17 protein-coding genes and 2 riboswitches are annotated in these 17434 nt (G+C 44.1%); of the genes, 11 read left to right on the top strand and 6 right to left on the bottom strand.

What is annotated here, in order from left to right:
• Positions 1 to 261: 261 nt before the first annotated feature.
• From D3H55_RS01710 to D3H55_RS01730, 5 genes are all read right to left on the bottom strand, one after another.
• Complete coding sequence (locus D3H55_RS01710) at positions 262 to 804, bottom strand: cupin domain-containing protein (protein ID WP_119545182.1); 543 nt, start codon at positions 802 to 804, stop codon at positions 262 to 264.
• 11 nt (positions 805 to 815) lie between these two features.
• Positions 816 to 1445: a methylthioribulose 1-phosphate dehydratase gene (locus D3H55_RS01715; protein WP_119545183.1), complete on the bottom strand. Its 630-nt coding sequence runs from the start codon at positions 1443 to 1445 to the stop codon at positions 816 to 818.
• The gene (locus tag D3H55_RS01720; protein ID WP_119545184.1) at positions 1429 to 2112 is read right to left on the bottom strand and encodes a 2-hydroxy-3-keto-5-methylthiopentenyl-1-phosphate phosphatase; all 684 of its coding nucleotides are present in this window, start codon (positions 2110 to 2112) and stop codon (positions 1429 to 1431) included. Before D3H55_RS01720 ends, D3H55_RS01715 begins: the two co-directional genes overlap by 17 nt.
• Positions 2109 to 3317, bottom strand: a complete 1209-nt coding sequence (locus D3H55_RS01725; protein ID WP_119545185.1) for a 2,3-diketo-5-methylthiopentyl-1-phosphate enolase — start codon at positions 3315 to 3317, stop codon at positions 2109 to 2111. The genes D3H55_RS01720 and D3H55_RS01725 overlap by 4 nt, the downstream gene beginning before the upstream one ends.
• 296 nt (positions 3318 to 3613) lie before the next feature.
• A riboswitch (SAM riboswitch) is annotated at positions 3614 to 3715 on the bottom strand.
• Between the two features lie 215 nt (positions 3716 to 3930).
• Positions 3931 to 5106 (bottom strand): pyridoxal phosphate-dependent aminotransferase, encoded by a 1176-nt coding sequence (locus tag D3H55_RS01730; protein WP_119545186.1) that lies wholly within the window; start codon positions 5104 to 5106, stop codon positions 3931 to 3933.
• Between the two features lie 102 nt (positions 5107 to 5208).
• Here D3H55_RS01730 and D3H55_RS01735 point away from each other — a divergent pair, with 102 nt between their 5' ends.
• The 6 genes from D3H55_RS01735 (at position 5209) to D3H55_RS01760 (ending at position 11060) form a co-directional block, all read left to right on the top strand.
• Positions 5209 to 5997 carry a carbon-nitrogen family hydrolase gene (locus D3H55_RS01735; protein WP_119545187.1) on the top strand — a complete coding sequence of 263 codons (789 nt, stop codon included), beginning with the start codon at positions 5209 to 5211 and terminating at the stop codon, positions 5995 to 5997.
• 320 nt (positions 5998 to 6317) lie between these two features.
• Positions 6318 to 6473, top strand: a riboswitch (SAM riboswitch).
• A gap of 94 nt (positions 6474 to 6567) precedes the next feature.
• Complete coding sequence (gene mtnK, locus D3H55_RS01740) at positions 6568 to 7740, top strand: S-methyl-5-thioribose kinase (protein WP_119545188.1); 1173 nt, start codon at positions 6568 to 6570, stop codon at positions 7738 to 7740.
• A gap of 11 nt (positions 7741 to 7751) precedes the next feature.
• The gene (gene mtnA / locus D3H55_RS01745) at positions 7752 to 8798 is read left to right on the top strand and encodes an S-methyl-5-thioribose-1-phosphate isomerase (RefSeq protein WP_119545189.1); all 1047 of its coding nucleotides are present in this window, start codon (positions 7752 to 7754) and stop codon (positions 8796 to 8798) included.
• Between the two features lie 102 nt (positions 8799 to 8900).
• The gene (locus tag D3H55_RS01750; protein ID WP_119545429.1) at positions 8901 to 9824 is read left to right on the top strand and encodes an MBL fold metallo-hydrolase; all 924 of its coding nucleotides are present in this window, start codon (positions 8901 to 8903) and stop codon (positions 9822 to 9824) included.
• A gap of 76 nt (positions 9825 to 9900) precedes the next feature.
• Positions 9901 to 10326, top strand: a complete 426-nt coding sequence (locus D3H55_RS01755; RefSeq protein ID WP_119545190.1) for a cell wall hydrolase — start codon at positions 9901 to 9903, stop codon at positions 10324 to 10326.
• Between the two features lie 140 nt (positions 10327 to 10466).
• Positions 10467 to 11060, top strand: a complete 594-nt coding sequence (locus D3H55_RS01760; protein WP_119545191.1) for a hypothetical protein — start codon at positions 10467 to 10469, stop codon at positions 11058 to 11060.
• A gap of 238 nt (positions 11061 to 11298) precedes the next feature.
• Here the strand turns inward: D3H55_RS01760 and D3H55_RS01765 are convergent, their stop codons facing one another.
• Positions 11299 to 11976 carry an RIO1 family regulatory kinase/ATPase domain-containing protein gene (locus D3H55_RS01765; protein WP_119545192.1) on the bottom strand — a complete coding sequence of 226 codons (678 nt, stop codon included), beginning with the start codon at positions 11974 to 11976 and terminating at the stop codon, positions 11299 to 11301.
• A gap of 68 nt (positions 11977 to 12044) precedes the next feature.
• Between D3H55_RS01765 and D3H55_RS01770 the strand changes: the two genes are divergently transcribed.
• The 5 genes from D3H55_RS01770 to D3H55_RS01790 all read left to right on the top strand — a co-directional run bounded on the left by D3H55_RS01770 (position 12045) and on the right by D3H55_RS01790 (position 17405).
• Positions 12045 to 12656: an FMN-binding negative transcriptional regulator gene (locus D3H55_RS01770; RefSeq protein ID WP_119545193.1), complete on the top strand. Its 612-nt coding sequence runs from the start codon at positions 12045 to 12047 to the stop codon at positions 12654 to 12656.
• 471 nt (positions 12657 to 13127) lie between these two features.
• Positions 13128 to 13559 (top strand): GNAT family N-acetyltransferase, encoded by a 432-nt coding sequence (locus tag D3H55_RS01775; RefSeq protein WP_119545194.1) that lies wholly within the window; start codon positions 13128 to 13130, stop codon positions 13557 to 13559.
• A 268-nt stretch (positions 13560 to 13827) separates the two neighbouring features.
• Complete coding sequence (locus D3H55_RS01780) at positions 13828 to 14577, top strand: DeoR/GlpR family DNA-binding transcription regulator (protein ID WP_119545195.1); 750 nt, start codon at positions 13828 to 13830, stop codon at positions 14575 to 14577.
• Entirely contained in the window at positions 14574 to 15497 is a 924-nt protein-coding gene (gene pfkB, locus D3H55_RS01785) for a 1-phosphofructokinase (RefSeq protein WP_119545196.1), read from the top strand. The genes D3H55_RS01780 and pfkB overlap by 4 nt, the downstream gene beginning before the upstream one ends.
• Before the next feature lie 3 nt (positions 15498 to 15500).
• The gene (locus D3H55_RS01790; protein WP_119545197.1) at positions 15501 to 17405 is read left to right on the top strand and encodes a PTS fructose transporter subunit IIABC; all 1905 of its coding nucleotides are present in this window, start codon (positions 15501 to 15503) and stop codon (positions 17403 to 17405) included.
• The last annotated feature ends 29 nt before the right edge of the window (positions 17406 to 17434 follow it).

Here is a 17434-nt window from a genome sequence, read left to right on the forward strand (position 1 = left end):
GCTTTTTGCCTGATTTCTGTCCGAATTCGCCCGGGATTCGGACTCTTTTTTGCTTTTTGCCTGGTTTCTGTCCGAATTCGGCCACGATTCGGACTCTTAAAAAGTTCTTTTCAATTTATGTCTGAATTCCGTCAGGATGCAGACTCTTTTTCCGCTCCAATCATTATCCTACGATATCCTGCCAGTGCAAGAACCGAGATAGAACAGTCACTTAAACCAATTAAAAACCAGCGGGCACTAAGCCCGCTGGCGTCACTCACATTATGATTGCTGAAATTCCGGATCTTTAAATGGATGTGCAACCCAGCCTGTGGAATCTATGAACAGGCGGACAGCTACCACTTGTTTGTCTTCCATCAGGGTGAAGAAGTGAGGGTTTCCTTCTGGGACGGAGATGACATCGCCAGGTTCAAGTTCAACATCGAAGTAACCTGTGTCATCGCTGCCTTTAATGATGAAGATGCCATGTCCTGCTGTGATGGCACGGACTTCATCCTCGGTATGGGTATGGACCTGCTCGAACTTTTTCAAAAGCTCTTCAATATTCGGTGTGGCTTCTGAAAGGGCAACGACATCCCAGCTGCCGTATCCCCGGCGTTCCGCCAAGGATTTTATTTCACTTTCAAATGTGTCGATGACCGTTTGTTTTTCTTCATCATTTATCTGGCAGCGACCGTGTAATTCCGCAGGAAGCTTTGTAATATCCCAGTGTTCATAAAGCACTTTCTGATTCAGCAGGAATTCCTTAACATTTTCTTCACCGGAAATGATTTCATCAGTGTTTCTCACTTTTATAACAGCCATCTTGATTCCTCCTATTGGTTAAGCGCAGCTTGGCGCAATGTCATAAGTTTGACATGATAATTGAATAAGAATTCGTATGCTTCTAAATGCTTCTTCGCTTCAAAGGCATCCTTTCCCCAAACTGTAATGCCATGATTGCGGATCAGGACCGCCCCGGCATCACCCTGGATGCAGGGGATAAGCTCGCTCGCTAAAAGGGGGATATCCGCATGATTCGGAATGATTGGGAGTTTCAGTTCTGCATCTTCTTCCCAGAGACCAAACGCCTTGATGATTTCAATACCTTTGAATACTACTTCGCCTCTATTTCCATAGAGCTCAGAAATAACATTATTATCTACGGTATGGACATGGAGGGAGCAGCCGGCATTTGTTCGGCGGTAAATCTCCAAATGAAGCAGCGTTTCAGCCGACGGCTTGAGATTCGTGTCTTCAGCAGGCTTTCCCTCGTCGTTGACCAAAAGGAAGTCCTCACAAGTGGTCCTTCTTTTGTCTTTTCCGCTTGCCGTAACCAGGAAGGATAGGGGAGATCTTCCGACCCGGATGGAAAGGTTGCCGCTCGTACCGTAGAACCAATCACGCTCTGCCAGCTCCTCTTTAATCCTGCTAAGTTCATCCCACTGTTCAAGATAATTGCCCATATGTCCCAGCCTTTCTATTAATCTCTTGCAAGCCCTCAATCACCTCATGAAACGTGTCAAAATAACGATAATTCAAGCCAAGCTCCCTGCATTTATCTGCAAGGTACTCATCACACGCAAAGACAAGGTCTGCCAGTTTTGCGCCTTCAAGGTCAGTGATCGAATCTCCAATCATTACAATGAAATCTTCAGGTTGTGCCTCTTGCCGGATGATGCTGGTTTTACAGCAGCCGCATTCATTATCGCAAAATTCATCACAAGGGTGCGGCCAGGTAATCTTGATCGTATCCCCGGTGAAATCAGCACTGTTGCAGTACACCTGGTTACGCGGCAAAAGACCTTCAAGAATTGGTTCCACAAAGAAATCAATACCGCCGCTGACAATCTTTAAATCTATATTTTGCTGCCGGGTCCACTCAATGAAATCGTTGAAGCCGGGACGGAGCTGATGGGTGTCCAGTAAATACTGAACTAATTCATCCCGCAGCGAAGCGGGGAGAAGGAGGAACATCTCGCTGACACCCTTCTTGATCGATACTCTCTGGTTTAGAATCGAGTCTTTAATTGCATTCCATTCAGGAGGAGCGAATTTTTTCATAAGTGAAATGATGTTATCTGTTGTTGTGATCGTACCGTCGAAATCACAAAATATTTTCATTCTCGTCATACCGATACCTCGCTTGATCCCCAGAGTTTTATTGCCTCTTGAAGTTCTTGATGCTCCAAGGCTGCTGTTTCCAGTGGAATTCCCTCGACAGCAGCTTTAATCGCTTGATTGAAGGCTATCCCGCCTCCAACAGCACCAAGTGTATGTCCATGGACACCACCGCCTGCATTAATCACGGAATCTGTCCCGAAATCACGGTAAAGCAAAGGTGTCAATCCCGGATGGATGCCGGCAGAAGGGACAGGGAAGGATGTCTTGAACTGAGAATCTGCTGTAGTCAATTCATTCGCAATTCCAACAGCCGTTTCCCTTTCTAAAGCCACACTTCCATATGGCGAAGGGAAAAGCGAGAGGTCTGCTCCGGCATAACGCAGCAATTTCCCTAAAAGAAGCTGATGAGAAAATCCGTAATGCGGCGATGAAGTCAATGCACCGCTCACCGCAGGGTGGGCCATAATTGGAAGGCCAATTTCCTGATCTTCTCTCAGGGATTGCTGAACATCGAGACCATATGCAAACACGTTGAATAGAAGAAGGTCAGCTCCCAATTCCCTGGCTCGTTTGGCTTTATCTTTCAAATCATACGTCCTGCCTGATAAATTGACCGCATATAACGTCCGATGACCGGTTTCATTATAAACTGCATCTAATACCTCTTTAGCCTTTACGATCCTTTTAGCGAATGGAGTAAGGGGGTTGTCAAATAAGATTTCGTCATCCTTTACGATATCAATGCCGCCAAGCGCCTGATCCCTTAGCTGGCCTGAAAAGTAATTAAGATCTTTCCCGATGACACTTTTAAAGATGCTCATCAACAGGGGACGATCATATTTGTTCAGTCTCTGCCTGATTCCCTCGATACCAAACCCGGGACCTGGAAAGACCGACTTTAATTCTTCTGAAAAGTGAAGATCTGTTAGTTTTATCTTTCCATCGAGTGACAGTTTTCCAAATACAGTAGTCAAGATAGCAGGAAGGTCACTGCTGAAATTTGCTGCGGGGTAATTAATTTTGATGAGCCCCTTATTTTCCTCCAGGGCTTCAACAGAAACGACGCGCCCTTTATGGCGTTTAAGCTGCTTTTGTTCCAGCAGGGGAAGATCTGTCCAGGATCCGATCGTCAGGCCGAGGGCGATTCCTTCCGCTTTCTTTTCCAGTTTGTCGGTCGATCCATGTACTGTATAGACCGCTGTAACGTATGACATTGATGCTGCTCCTTTCTGCAAATAAGCTCTGTTTATAAAAGGCTCTGTTCGTAAACTTTGTTGCTATTCACTATAAATTTCAACTAATATCCTGGTAAATCGTCGTAAATACCCCTGTGAGCAGGAAAGAAAAGAGCTGCTCGTTCTTTTTCGAGAGTAAAAACTCTTAAAACAGGGGAAAAATCCGGCACCTGGGATTTTTCGGAAAGCAACAATATATTCGAAAAAACAGCCTTATAAAATAAAAAACCTCTTCCAGCTGAGGAAGAGGTTTTATTTTACAAACAAAATAAGCTCTCTTATCTCTCAGCATACTGCTGCAAGAATTAGCACCGTGCTTTAAAAAGTCGGTTGCCGGGCATCATCGGGCCAGTCCCTCCGCCTGCTCTTGATAAGAATGGGAATAGTATTTATTTTTAGTTAATTTCATCATGGATTATGACACTTATTGAAAATGTTGTCAATCATTTTTTAAACACTATCCGTATTAGTTGCTCCATCCGCAATTACCCCAAAGCCTTTTTCCCCCTGGGCAACGATGGGGTTGTCTTACACAGGGGAAAAATCCGGCACCTGGGATTTTTCCAAAGCAACAATAATAAACGAAAACAGCCTATTTAAAAAGACCGAGTTTTCCGATTCTCCTCACGGCTTCTGCAAGTACTTCTTCCTCCTGCAGCAAGCCTACCCTTACATAGCCTTCGCCGTAATCGCCGAAGCCGATTCCTGGGGCAACCGCTACATGGGCTTCTTCGAGCAGTTTTTTGAAGAGGGACTCAGAGGTATAGCCGTCAGGCACAGGCAGCCAGGCAAAGAAGGAGCCTTTCGGCGGTTCAACATCCCAGCCGATTTCTTTCAGGCGTTCAATGAGGAAGTTCCGCCTGGATTCATACAGAGAAACCAATTCATCCACACATTCCTGAGATGAGGCCAAAGCAGTGGCGGCCGCTTCCTGGACACCTCCGAATAAACTGACATGCAAATGATCCTGCAGAAGGTTCAGAGCTTCGATCACACTCGGGTTCCCAACCGCGAATCCGACTCTCCATCCTGCCATGTTATAGGTTTTGGAGAGCGTATAAATCTCAATTCCCACATCTTTTGCCCTTGGAGTCTGCAAATAACTAACCGGCTTTTCACCATCGAAGCCGATTGCACCGTAGGCTAAATCATGGACCACGCAAAACCCATGAGCTTCAGCAAGCTCTACCGTTTCTGAAAAAAAATCTGTAGTGGCAATCGCGCCGGTCGGGTTGTTTGGATAATTCAAGAACATCAGTTTTGCTTGATCCAGTGTACCCTTGTCAATATTGTTGTAATCCGGGAGATATCGATTCTTTGCAAGGAGGGGCATCGGTTCCATCCTGGCATTTGCCAGCGCGATTCCCGACCAATAATCCGGATATCCCGGATCAGGGACCAGGGCTGTATCCCCTTCGTCGAGCAGGCACTGGCTCACTTCGATCAAGCCCGCTTTTCCACCGAACAATACAGCAACCTCAGTTTCCGGATCGATGTCAACATTGTACTCACGTTTGTAGAATTCAGCTGCCGCCTCTTTTAAGAAAGAGTAACCGCGAAAAGGGGGATATTTATGAAACAGGGGATTAGAGACTGCTTCCTGAGCAGAAAGGACGATATGTTCCGGCGTCGGCTTATCGGGATTGCCCTGAGCTAAATTGATCACATCATGCCCTTCAGAAGTAACTCTGCTTACATCTTTGACCAGCCTGGCAAAAAACTGCTGGGGGAGATTTTCCAATATTTTTGAATGATTGAAGATTTTCATAAGACGCTCCTTTTGAAAGATTCTTGAAATTCTAGTAGCTTATGTTATATGGTTAATGAAAAAAAGTCTAGCTGAATTACTGAATTTTTGAGGAGGGACACTATGGCTTTAAGGATAGCATGCCTGCAGATCGATATACAATTTGGAAAGCCGGAAGAAAACCGGCGGACTGTCGCGGAAGAGTTTCGGCTTTTATTTGAAAAAGAAACCGGTGTTGACGTAGTGGTGTTGCCGGAATTATGGACCACTGGATATGACCTGGCGCGGCTGGATGAAATTGCAGATGATGAAGGCGTGAAATCACAGGAATTTCTTTCAGAACTTGCGCAAAAGTATAAGACCAATATCGTCGGTGGTTCAATTGCCAAAAAAAGCGGAGGGCATGTCACCAATACCTTATACTCTTTTGACCGAAACGGCAGCCTCCTCGGAGAATACAGCAAAGTCCATTTATTCAAGCTGATGGATGAGCATCACTTTCTTTCAGCAGGCAATGCCAGCGGGGCAGTCACGATAGAAGGTGTTCCTTCAGCAGCTTTTATCTGCTATGACATCCGGTTCCCTGAATGGATGAGAACTCACACAGCCGGCGGTGCCGAAGTCCTCTACGTTGTAGCTGAATGGCCACTTGCACGTGCAGGTCACTGGCGGACGCTGCTGCAAGCAAGAGCGATTGAGAATCAATGCTATATAGTAGCATGTAACCGCAGCGGCAGTGACCCGAACAATGAATTTGCGGGCCATTCCATGATCATTGATCCTTGGGGAGATATAGTTGCTGAAGCAGGCGAGGGAACTGACGTCATTACAGCTGAGCTTGATCTGGAAAAAGTGAAACAGGTCAGAAAGCAAATTCCTATCTTTCAGGACCGGAGGCCGGAGCTTTATTGATCATTGCCGGTCATCCGGAGCGTTTTGCTGCTTTCTGCAAACCCGCGGGAATCGGTGTGAGGTTTATTCTTCAAGGATGATTTCATATATATTGTTGCTTTCGGAAAAACTTACTCTCGAACAAGAACGAGCAGCTTTTTCCTTTCCTGTTCATCGGGGCTTTTATGGCGATTTACCAGGATATTAGTTGAAATTTTATGTTGAAAAGCAACAAAGTTTGCGAAAAGAGCCTTCAAAAAAAAGGTTGACAAATTCCTTCAAACTTAGTTTAATGTTCATCAGGAATAATAAAAATGTTTAGAAAAATCAAATACCACATTCTCTTATCAAGAGTAGGCGGAGGGATTTGGCCCGATGAAGCCCAGCAACCGACTGTCACCAGCGAGACTGGAGCGTTTTTTTGAAAACGCTTGGTTAACACCTGGCAGCACGGTGCTACTTCCAACAGAAAGAAACATCTTTCTGGCAGATAAGAGGTGCGAAGCTGAACTCATGCCTTCAAGCCTCTTTCTGAATGAAAGGGGCTTTTTACTTTGCTGAAAAGCCTTGTAAAACAAGGAGGAAATTAAATTGGCACTGGTAAAACCTGACGGATATTATCCTTTAACTGAAAGCAGCGCTCTGGAGCTGGCTAAGACTTTGGGTTTTTTTGATGAATATGAAGAATTATTCTGCAGCGAAATCGGTGATGGCAACCTGAATTATGTTTTTCGAATCGGCACTAAGCTATATGAGAAATCGATCATTATCAAACAGGCATTGCCTTACGCAAAAGTTGTTGGCGAAAGTATGCCGCTCACTCTGAAACGCGCAGAAATAGAAAGCAGTGCCCTAACGAAGTTCCGTGAATTCACACCGGATTCCGTTCCAAAAATATTTTATACAGATACAGAGCTGGCCGTGACTGTAATGGAAGATCTGTCTGATTACAAAATCCTGCGGAAAGCTTTGATTGATGGCCAGGAATTCCCGCTTTTACCAGTTCACATTGGGACTTATCTTGCAAGGACACTCTTTTTCACATCGGATTTTGGCTTGAATGGCAGGGACAAGAAGGAACTGGTCGGCCGTTTCATTAACCCTGAATTATGCAAGATCACTGAGGATCTTGTTTTCACCGATCCTTTCTATGACCATGACAGCAATGATTTCGAGGAAGAATTGCGAGAAAAGGTGGAAGCTCTTTGGGATGACAACATCGTAAGACTCGAAGCCGGGAAATTGAAAAGAAAATTTTTAACACAGGCTGACTCCCTCCTGCATGGAGATCTTCACACGGGCAGCATATTTGTAAAACAAGACGATACGAAAATCATCGATCCTGAATTTGCGTTTTATGGACCCATCGGTTTTGATGTCGGTCAATTTATTGCCAATATCCTGCTGAATTCTTTATCACGTCCAAAAGAAGACCACCCCGGCAGGTTAAAGATCATTTCTGATACATGGAACGTTTTCTCCTCTGAGTTTACGAATCTTTGGCTCGAACATAATCAAGAAACCTATTCAACAACCGCCGGATACCTCGATCACATCCTGGGGGAAATCTTTGAAGATACTATCGGGTTTGCCGGCTGTGAAATCATCCGGCGTACAATCGGGCTCTCCCATGTGGCTGACCTTGACGGCATAAGTGACAAAAACAGAAGAGTAAAAGCGAAAACAGATGCAATCGATCTGGGAAGAAGATTGATTCTTCAGCGGAAAATCATAAAAAATCCTGGGCAGCTGGCATTATATTAAGGAGGAACTTCATGACAACCGAAACGACAACCATTCGTTCTGTCCAGTGGCAGGGAGATCATATCCTGCTGCTTGATCAGCAGAAACTGCCGCATATCACTGAATATATCAAATTAACTTCAATAGAAGATGTCTGGGACTGCATTCATACCCTGAAGGTAAGAGGGGCCCCTGCAATCGGCATTACAGCAGCATTCGGCCTTGCCCTTTGGGCGCAGTCCTTTCAACAGAAAGACAATTTCCTTGGCTTTTTTTATGAGCTGGAAAACAAGCGAAGTTATTTGGAAAGTTCCCGCCCGACTGCAGTGAATCTGTCATGGGCACTCGGAAGGCTCGTCAGCGGATTCTCCAAGGCAGCTACCGTTGAGCAAGGGCAGTCACTTCTCCTGGATGAAGCACTGGCAATTGCCAAAGAGGATGAGGATGTTTGCCGGTCTATCGGGGAACATGCGGCAGGACTATTTCAGGAAGGAGATTCCGTCCTGACACACTGCAATGCAGGGGGCATCGCCACTTCCAGATACGGCACAGCACTGGCTCCCTTTTATATCTTAAAGGAAAAGGGAATTGACCTGAAAGTCTTTGCAACTGAAACCCGGCCAGTCCTCCAGGGTGCGAGATTAACGGCTTGGGAATTGATGCAGGCTGGAATCGATGTCACGCTCATCACCGACAATATGGCAGCGCATACCATTGCTGAAAAGAGTATCTCTGCCATCATCGTCGGCGCCGACAGAATAGCAGCAAACGGAGATACTGCCAATAAAATCGGAACACGCGGACTTGCCATTTTAGCAAAAGCATTCAATATCCCATTCTATGTGGCGTCCCCGAGGTCAACCATCGATCTTGCAATAGAAACCGGCGGGGACATCCCGATTGAGGAACGCAGCCCGAAAGAGGTATCTCACTTAAACGGGGTAGAAGTCGCTGCAAAAGGCGTGAAAATTTACAATCCCGCATTCGATGTGACACCGAATGAATACATTACCGCCATCATTACTGAGAAGGGTATCCTCAAGGGAAATTATAGAGAGCAATTGATTTCGATTAAATAAATTGGTGCCAGGTACAAATCGCCCGCTTTGTACCTGGCACCTTCTATTGTATGGAGCCGTATGCATTCATGTATAATGAAAAGAAAAAACCGAGGGAAAAAGATGCCAAAAAAGAAGCGGTACAAAAATTTAGATGACGTCAGCAATCAAAAATCTTTCAAAGATATGATGAAATGGATGAAAGAAAGGCGCGCAAAGGCGAAAGACCTTAAGACACAGATTCCTCAGTCAGAACATAAACAAGCTGACCAGCTGCGGCATAACAAAAATAAACCATCGATTACCTGGATTGGACACTCTACATTCCTGATACAGCTGGGCGGAGTCAATATTTTAACCGATCCGGTTTGGGCCAGAAGAATGGGAGCGGGCAGAAGACTAACAGAGCCAGGACTATCATTGAATGAAATTCCCGATATAGATGTTGTCCTTATATCACATGGCCATTATGACCATCTGGATTTTGCAACGATTAAAAAGCTTCCAGGCGACCCTGTATTCTATATTCCTTCTGGTCTGAAATCTGCTTTTTCAAGAAGAGGATACAAAGAAATCATAGAAGCTGATTGGTGGGATTCTTTTGAACATGAAGGGATAAGCTTCGACTTCGTCCCTGCACAGCATTGGACCAAACGGACGCTGACGGATACCAATACCTCTCATTGGGGAGGATGGGTCATGAAATCTGGAGGTGAAATTTCCATATACTTTGCAGGGGATACAGGAAAATTCAGGGGGTTTAAAGAAATTGCCGCAAAACTTTCACCGGAAATCATCCTTATGCCGATCGGTGCATATGAACCGGAATGGTTTATGAGTGACAGCCATATCAACCCAGAGGATGCGGTATCAGCATTCCTTGAAATGGATGGCGGTCTGTTCATACCCATGCATTATGGAGCCTACCGCCTGGCAGATGACACAGGTCCTGAAGCACTCGGCCGCCTGACAGCAGAGTGGCAGAGGCTGAAGGTGGATGAACAAAAACTGAAAGTGCAGGACATCGGGGCAACATTATGGCTTTGATGAGAGAGTTGATTTTTTTTCGCCACTAATTTACACCCTCCTGAATAAGATGTTGTAAAAGGAGGTATGATTCAACATGGCGGTCATTAAAGCACCAGAAAAGCATGTAAAGCTTTTGGCAAGATTGATGAGGGCCGAAGCAGAAGGGGACGGCCGTCTAGGAATGCTCACAGTTGGCAATACCGGAGTGAACAGGGTCATCTCAAACTGTCTTGATTTCAAGGATTTAAGGACAATCAGCGATATGGTATACCAAAAGCCGGGCGGTTTTGAAGCTACGGTGAAAGGTTATTTTTATCAGAGAGCCAGGGAAAAGGATATTGGTTTGGCAAGGCAGGTCATAAAGGGCTGGAAGTATCATCCGGCATCTTATGCACTCTGGTTCTTCCGGCCGCAGGGCGACTGCCCCGCAACATGGTATGACCAAAGAAATGTCGGGAGATTCAAATCACATTGCTTCTTTGCCCCTACACGGGAAGACTGTCCCCAGATATATTATTAAGCTTGCATTTTCATGCAAGCTTTTTTAGTGACAGTCACTCCCCGGGTTATGTCGAAAAGACATTATTCACTGGAAAGTTTACGAAAAACCCCTTGGGATATGATATAACTATTAATGAAACGATTAGAGGAGGATAATTTATGCTTACCAAAACGATCCAATCATACATAGAAGATGAAGTGAAAGATGGAGAGGTTGCCCTGTTTTCAGATGAAAGGACTTATGCACATGAACAGGGACTCCTGGGGGAGGGGGTTGAGGTCGAACCTTTGGATGACGCTGTACGATTCCATGATGCCCTTATCGAAAGAGTGGACAAGGAAACCGAAGAATTAATCCAGACGGAAGAAGCACCTGCCTTTCTTGATACACCCATGAATTTTGTCAAACAGCATCTCAGCGAATTTCTTTACATTGACAGCAAATGGTTCGACATCATCCGGATTGACGGGATGACATTGGAAGTTGACGATGTGTTTGGCCACTATAGTTTATTGACCGGATTGAAGCAGCAAAAAAAGACAGCTGCTGAGTTAAAAGCCATTTTAGCTGAGAAACTGAATGGCGAAGAAAAAGTCCAAATGATTTGGAATGACAAAGACGGCATGTTTGATGTGAACCTTTCAATCGACAAACTTGAAGGCTTTAATGAAAATGAATCATTGGGCAAAAATCTGCAGCTGATCTATCATTTTCTGTTCTCCTCACTGAAAGAGCTGGAAACCAGGAAATAACAAAAACAACGATCCCCTTGAGTAAAGGAGGATCGTTTTTTTATTTGGCTCTTTTTGTTAACTTTATTGCTATTCAATATAAAATTTGAATTAATATCCTGGTATATCGTCGTAAAAACCCCGGTGAGAAGGAAAGAAAAGAGCTGCTCTTTTTTTTGAGAGTAAAACCTTTGTATACAGGGGAAAAATCCGGCACCTGGGATTTTCCGAAAGCAACAATATATGCGAAAACAGCCTTTTATTTCCATTTGAATGTCAGCGACATCACTTTCTTCATGAAATCTTCAAATGTGAATTGAGGGCCATTTGTATGGTTGAACCAGGTGCGGACAGTTTCCACCATCCATGAGGGTATCGGTTTTCCCGCGATGAAACGGTAATACTGCTCGTATCCTTTCTTTAAGTACTCCCAGCGCAAGTCATTACCCGGCTGCACATATTCAGATACATCGATGATCTTTACCTCTCCACTATGATAAAGAATGTTTTTCAGATGCATATCCCTGGGATTCAATCCACAGCTGCGTATATGATCCCTTGCTTTTTCTACCTCTTGAATCACTTCAGGAGGAATGGTGATGCCTTGAAGGAGGCAGTCATAAAGCGTCGTTCCTTCTATGAAACTCATGACCAGGAAGTTTTCGCCGCTCCCCATTTTTTTAGAGAAATAAGGCGAATCTCCAAGGCGGTCATACACTTCTTCTTCAACTGCCTTTTTTTCCTGTTTCTCCTCAGCATACAATTTGAATGCCAAATGGGGGTGGTGCATAGATCGGAAAACAGCCGCATCTGTACCGGTCCCAATCAATAGAAGGTTTTCTGCATTACCGTCTATAGAGACGGGTTCATTATCAGTATTGGATGTTACTGCAAGTTTATTTAGATCTGGAACGACAGAGTGCCATTCAGCCGGCATACTTTTCACCCCTCAATTCTTCTTTTTTTATAGTATAGTTAAAATAAACAAATGAAATGAGGAAAATTATGTTTATACCAAAAGATTTTAAAGTTGAAGATCAGCAAAGGCTTCTGCAATTCATTGAAAACAATAGCTTTGGCATCCTTTTCTCCCATGATGAAGATGGCCCTCATGCGACCCATTTGCCATTTATCCTTAAAAACGCCGATACACCGGAACTCATCGGACATATGGCCAAAGCAAATCCGCAATGGAATAACATTGATGGCAAAAAGGTATTGGCCGTCTTTTCCGGACCGCATTCCTATATTTCCGCATCCTGGTATAAAGAAAAGAAAAATGTACCCACTTGGAACTACATTGCTGTCCACGTAAAGGGTACCATTGAAATATTTACAGAAGAAGAAGAATTAATGTCGATTCTCCAACAATCTGTTGATTTCTATGAAAAGGGGTTTGAAACTCCGTGGGAAATGGAAAATGAACCCGAAACTGTAAGCCGGCTGCTAAATGGGATCGTCGGTTTTCGCATCAAAATTGACTCCATTGAGGGAAAATGGAAGCTGAATCAAAATAAAAGCACGGAAAACAAAGAAGAGGTCATCAAGAACCTGCGCAAGCAGGATATCTACGACTCTCATCAAATAGCGAGCCTGATGGAGGAAGAAATCAAATAGTATCCATTAGACGGCTGTAAAGAACAGGTATGGATAGGGAAGCATCAGTATGAGATTTCTAACAATGACCTGCTTTTGCCCCTCGGTAGTAGTACTGCAGTATCGGATTTCAACCTTTGCCACATTCAACAGGTGCATAATAAATGGACGATTTAGCAAACAGCTGACCGAGTCTGCAGTAGTTTAAAAGAAAGTCAATCCGAAAAAAGTTCTGCAGTATGGTTTTTTCATAGCAATCTGACAATTTATTCAATTTCCTGGATTATAGAAGAAGGCTGTTTTCGCATATATTGTTGCTTTCGAAAAAGAATGAGCAGCTCTTTTCTTTCCTGCTCACCGGGGTTTTTACTGTGATTTACCAGGGCTCTATTTGAAATTCATAGTGAATAGCAACAAAGTTTACGAAAAGAGCTTAGAAGAAATACTCGCAGTACAAGTACTAGGAGAACAGACATTTCAGGGGTGATCGGAATGATAGAGGTTTCATCAGCAAAAATGACAGATTTGAAAGAAATCGTTCAAGTTGACAGCGAAATTGTAGGAAGTACCAAGAGATATTCCTATATTAAAGGGGCTATTGAATCGGGCTGCTGTCTTATTGTAAAAGAAAATGGCCGTATCGGCGGATTTTTGATTTACCATACTAACTTTTTTGATCATTCTTTCATCTCCTTGATCATTGTATCGCCTTCCAAAAGAAGGAGAGGATACGCAAGCAGGCTTTTGATGTATTTGGAAATGCTTTCACCAACAGATAAAGTATTTTCTTCCACAAACCGCTCCAACCATGATATGCAGTTCGTGTTCAAGTACAATGGATATAAACCGAGCGGAATCATCGAAAATCTGGATGAGGAAGACCCTGAATTGGTCTATTATAAAGCAGTGAAGTTGCCTTACTAATGGTTAATCTGTGAAAATGAAGAAAAACTTAATTTGCCACATTCAACGAAGCAGATATCTATTTGCTTCTTTTTTGTGGCCTTATAGGAAAGCGTGCCAGAGCCAATTTTCTCTGACTATTCTCCTAAAGGTGCAGGAGGGGACTCTAATCAAAAATCTGAATAATCACTACATTGAACGTTTCTGAAAGAAAATGAATTTTTATGATTGAAATATGTAAAGGCTTACTTTATAATGAAAATACTTCAGATTGAATTGGAGGGTCAACATGCTTACTCCTGAACGACAGCAGATCATTCTCTCTCTTTTAAAAGAGAAAGGAGTCGTTAAGCTGCAGGAATTAATTGAAAAAACGGCTGCATCTGAATCCACGATACGTCGTGATCTTATTCAATTAGAAGAAGATAAAAAGCTGAAGAGAGTTCATGGCGGGGCATCACTGCTTCAAGGAAAACGAACTGAACCCACCATGTCTGAAAAAACATTCAAAAACCTTCAAGATAAAATAGATATCGCGAAGACAGCTGCCGCTTTTGTACGTGATGGTGATTCCATCTATTTGGATGCCGGTACAACGACGCAGCAAATAATTTCCTTTTTGAATCAAAAGAACCTGACCGTGGTCACAAATGGAATCACACTAATTGAACCATTGCTTGAAAAAGGAATTACCACCTACTTGCTAGGAGGAATGGTTAAAGGTCCTACCCGGGCGATCATCGGACGATCTGCACTTGAAAATTTAACAACATACCGATTTGACAAATGCTTTGTTGGAACCAATGGCGTTGACCTGGATTTTGGTTTTACAACGCCGGACCCGGAAGAAGCATTAATCAAGCAGACGGCCATTCAACTATCCCAGGAATCTTACATTCTTGCAGACCAATCCAAGATTGGTGAGGTGTCATTCAGCAAGATAGCAGATATGGAAGAAGCTGTTTTGATTACCAATAGAGATACTGAAAACATCCTGCATTTACAGCAGCAAACTTCAATAAAGGTTGTGACAGCATGATTTACACACTTACCTTGAATCCCTCTATCGATTACTTTGTCTCCCTGAATGAATTGAATCTGGGGGAAACCAACCGCATGGAACATGATTCAAAAGTTCCAGGAGGGAAGGGCATCAATGTTTCCCGTGTGTTGACTTCTTTAGGACACCCGAACAAGGGAATGGGTTTTCTAGGCGGATTCACCGGCCAATTCATACTTGATGAATTAAAGAAAGAAAGAGTTGATACTGCATTTGTCAAGGTCAGCGGTGACACACGCATCAATATTAAACTTCGAGGCAAAGAAGAAACCGAGATCAACGGAAATGGCCCAGAGATTTCAAGTGAAGCAAAGAACGCGTTGATCCGGCAGCTCGATGTCCTTGAAGAAGGGGATTTTCTAGTGCTTGCCGGAAGCATTCCTCCTTCTTTGCCAGATGATTTCTATGAAGTGATCATCAGAGAAACAGAAGGGAATGGCGTTAATATCGTTGTCGATACAACGAAGGAAAAGCTTTTGAACATTTTGAAATACAAACCATTCCTTATCAAGCCTAACCATCACGAACTAGGCGAATTATTCAATGTCTCCATAGAGAACAAAGAAGATGCCATTCCTTATGGAAAGAAGCTGGTGGAAATGGGTGCACAGAATGTCATCGTCTCGATGGGAGGAAAAGGAACTCTTTACTTTACCGGTGAAGAAGCATATTTTGCTTCAGTACCTCCAGGCAGTCTGGTGAACTCAGTTGGTGCCGGAGATTCCGTGGTTGCAGGGTTCATCGCAGCCTGCCGCACAACAGGCGATGTTCTAAAGAGTTTCAAATATGGCGCTGCAGCAGGGAGTGCCACAGCGTATTCTACAGGTTTCTGCACTAGAGAAACGATTGATAAATTGTTGGATGAAATAGAAATCATACCTATTTCAGGGAGGGAATAATCAATGAGGATAACAGAACTTCTACAGAGAAACACGATGATTCTTAATCTGAAATCAAGCTCCAAAGCTGATGTCATCGATGAGCTTGTCGGAAAGCTTGATGAAGCAGGAAAGTTGAATGATCGAGAAGGATATAAGAAAGCCATCCTGGCGAGAGAAGAACAAAGCACTACAGGGATCGGTGAAGGCATAGCCATTCCGCATGCGAAAACAGCATCTGTTAAGACACCGGCAATCGCTTTCGGACGGTCGGAAGATGGAATTGATTATGAAGCTCTTGACGCCCAGAATAGTCATTTGTTTTTCATGATTGCCGCATCTGAAGGAGCAAATAACGCCCACTTAGAAACACTTTCACGCCTCTCTTCTTTATTGATGGATGATGGATTCAGAAAGAAATTGATGAATGCAGCCGGTGAGGAAGAGGTACTGAATCTGATTGATGAAAAAGAAAAAGAAGTCTTAGCTGAAGAAGAGCCTGAAGAACAGCCTCAGGTAGAAGAATCACCAAGTACAGAAGTCGGAACCGGAAAAGTTCTTGCCGTTACAGCTTGTCCAACAGGAATTGCCCATACTTATATGGCTGCAGATTCCCTTAAGGCCAAAGCGAAAGAAAAAAATATTGAGATCAAGGTTGAAACGAACGGTTCAAGCGGCGCAAAGAATCAACTGACAAAAGCTGAAATCGAAAATGCAGTCGCTATCATTGTTGCAGCTGATACAAAAGTTGAAATGGAGCGCTTCAAAGGCAAGAAAGTCATCCAGGTTCCTGTAGCAGAAGGAATCCGGAATCCGGATATGCTTCTTGACCGGGCAGTGAATGGAGATGCCCCCGTTTACGAAGGCAGCGGCAAAGCTGCAGAAGATGAAGGGGAGTCCAAAGAAAAACGAAGCGGCTTCTATAAACATTTGATGAATGGTGTTTCCAACATGCTCCCATTCGTTGTCGGTGGAGGTATCTTAATTGCGATTTCCTTCATGTTCGGTATTCAGGCAGCTGACCCCAACCATGAAACCTATAACCCAATTGCTGAGGCACTAAGTACAATTGGCGGCGGAACAGGTGCCTTTGGCTTAATGATTCCTGTGCTGGCTGCATTCATCGCTATGAGCATTGCGGACAGACCTGGTTTTGCTGCCGGTATGGTCGGCGGTTTCCTTGCAGCTACCGGCGGAGGCGGTTTTCTTGGCGGATTGATCGCCGGTTTCCTTGGCGGTTATATTGTTCTACTGCTTAAGAAGTTGTTTGCGAATCTTCCAAACTGGCTTGAAGGGTTAAAGCCGGTATTGCTTTACCCTGTATTTGGGATATTACTCACAGGGCTGATAATGCTGTTTGTTGTCAATGAACCTGTTTCTTTCATTAATGAGCAATTACAGGAATGGCTTGGAGGCATGGGGACTACAAACCTTGTTCTTCTAGGGATCCTTCTTGGCGGCATGATGGCTGTCGATCTTGGCGGTCCAATCAACAAGGCGGCATTCACATTCGGCATTGCCATGATTGATGCCGGAAACTTCGGTCCGCATGCGGCAATCATGGCCGGAGGTATGGCTCCTCCGCTTGAGTTGGCATTAGCCACTACATTCTTTAAAAATAAATTCACTGCACAAGAAAGAAAAGCTGGTTTCACATGTTACTTCATGGGTGCATCATTCATCACAGAAGGTGCGATTCCATTCGCAGCGGCAGATCCGGGACGCGTCATCCCATCTGCGATCGTCGGTTCGGCAGTAGCCGGAGGGCTTGCAATGGCATTCGGCATCGGACTTCCTGCACCTCACGGAGGAATCTTTGTTTTCCCGGTAGTACAGGGTAATCCTTTGTTATACATCCTTGCCGTACTGATCGGTTCAGCAGTTACTGCTGTAATGGTCGGCCTGCTTAAAAAGCCGGCTCAACAATAACAGAAAGAAGGCCGGAGCCCCGGCCTTCT

The sequence above is a fragment of the Bacillus salacetis genome (assembly GCF_003581585.1).
In the GTDB taxonomy this organism is placed as follows: Bacteria; Bacillota; Bacilli; order Bacillales; family Bacillaceae_B; genus Rossellomorea; species Rossellomorea salacetis.